Below are 1,616 nucleotides of genomic sequence, written 5' to 3'. Positions count from 1 at the left end.
GCGTCGCCTCCAAGCGCCTAAAGGCGGGCTGGAACGCCGACTACCTTGGCAAGGTGTTGGGCCTGGCCATCTGATCCTTCATGCAATCGCCCTGATGGAATACCAGTCCAAGCTTGCGCAGCGGCAATTTCGGCGCATAATGGCGGTCAGCCTCCATGAAGGGGAACCCGATGTTGAAATTTGATTTCTCGGTGCAGACCCGCTACGGGCAAAAGATCGACAGCATATTAATCGCCGGGCGCGACCAGCCCGACGCCGAGCGCAAGCTGATGCAAATGTACCGGCTTTGCACGGTGCTGCGCTGCGTGACGAAAAATACCGAAGAGAAGATATGGCAGGCCACCTCGATCGAGGACATCCTGACCTTGATTTCAAAAGACAGTTAAGACGGCGATCCGCTCAAACGATAAAACCGTCGGCCAGCAATTCGTCGAGCAGGGCGTCGTAGTCTTGCGCGCCGCGGCTGCTGGGCGCGTGCTGGAACACCGTCATATTATGCGCCGGGCTTTCCGCCAGGCTGACGTTTTCCGAAATCCGCGTGCGGCACACCTCGCTGCCGAATTTCTCCTCCAGCATCTGCTGCACCTCCCACGCCATGCGCCGGCGGCTGTCGAAGCGCGTCATCAGATAGCGCCGCGGCACCCGGCGCTTCAGCACCACCTCCAGCGCCTTCAGGGTTTTCTCGGTTTGCAGCGCGGCCCGCGCCGACAGGTGGTCGGCCGACACCGGGATGATCACGCCCTGGCAGGCGAAAATGGCGTTCAGCGCCATTACCCCGATCAGCGGGCTGCAATCGATCAACACCGGATAGGGCTCGTCGATGAAATGCTCGGCGCGCAGCGCGGCGTTGAGCCGGTTGACCACGTTATAGCCCTTGCCGAACAGGGTGTCGACCTTGGACAGTTCGAGGTGCGCCGGGATAATGCTGCCGCCGTTGTTGCTCGTGACGATCAGCTCGCGCAGCGGGCGGTTGCGCTGGAACAGGGCCAGCACCGTGGCGTCGCCGTCGCACGCGCGCACGCCGCTGATGGCGCTGAATTGGGCCTGCGGGTCGAGGTCGATGCAGTAGGGATTGCGCGCGCGCCGCGCCAGCGCGGCGGTCAGGTTGACGGCGGTGGTGGTTTTGCCCACGCCGCCCTTTTGATTGAAAATCGTGACAATGCTCAAGCTCGCCTCCCTCCAAAGCCGCGGCTGCGTCCTTGGCACTAATGTATCACGCGGAGCAATGCTATTGGCAATTCACGCTCGCGGCGGCAGCGGCGTTGCCGGCATCCTTAGCGCTTGGTCGCGCCGATACAGAAAGCGCTCGACTTAATCGACAGCGTGCCGCTCGCGGTTTCAAACTCCTTTACCCGTATGCCAAGCTTCTGCCAGAGCGCCTCGACGGTCGCGGCATCACAAGCTTCGGCGATAATTTTATTAATCGACGCGGGAATCAAGGCGCGCGCAAAATCCAGGTACTGGGCGACCGACTCGAATATGAACGGCGCCTCGACCGCCCGCACCTCGATATCCTTGAATCCACCTCGTTATACACAACTCTTGAGCGCCCCCATTTCGCGTAGGGTGCGTATCGTTTCCGCCGCCACGTGAACATCCTTCAATCCAAGCCAGAT

The 1,616-nt window shown here is 61.0% G+C and carries 4 protein-coding genes; 2 read left to right on the top strand and 2 right to left on the bottom strand.

The window, feature by feature from the left end:
- Together ACFDR9_RS27615 and ACFDR9_RS27610 are read left to right on the top strand one after the other, a co-directional pair.
- A partial coding sequence (locus ACFDR9_RS27615; protein ID WP_409033065.1) for a hypothetical protein occupies positions 1-184 on the top strand: 184 nt, incomplete at its 5' end.
- Positions 171-386, top strand: coding sequence for a hypothetical protein (locus ACFDR9_RS27610; RefSeq protein WP_157406921.1), 216 nt, complete (start codon positions 171-173; stop codon positions 384-386). The genes ACFDR9_RS27615 and ACFDR9_RS27610, both read left to right, overlap by 14 nt.
- Before the next feature lie 13 nt (positions 387-399).
- Here ACFDR9_RS27610 and ACFDR9_RS27605 read toward each other — a convergent pair whose 3' ends face one another.
- Both ACFDR9_RS27605 and ACFDR9_RS27600 read right to left on the bottom strand, forming a co-directional pair.
- Complete coding sequence (locus ACFDR9_RS27605) at positions 400-1,167, bottom strand: ParA family protein (protein WP_017875770.1); 768 nt, start codon at positions 1,165-1,167, stop codon at positions 400-402.
- Positions 1,168-1,274: 107 nt separating this feature from the next.
- Positions 1,275-1,505: a hypothetical protein gene (locus tag ACFDR9_RS27600; protein WP_409033064.1), complete on the bottom strand. Its 231-nt coding sequence runs from the start codon at positions 1,503-1,505 to the stop codon at positions 1,275-1,277.
- Between the last annotated feature and the right edge of the window lie 111 nt (positions 1,506-1,616).

This window comes from Janthinobacterium sp. CG_23.3 (assembly GCF_046115965.1).
Lineage (GTDB): Bacteria > Pseudomonadota > Gammaproteobacteria > Burkholderiales > Burkholderiaceae_D > Janthinobacterium.
Note: the sequence above shows the minus strand (reverse complement) of the source record. Positions and strands in the feature narration are given on the sequence as shown.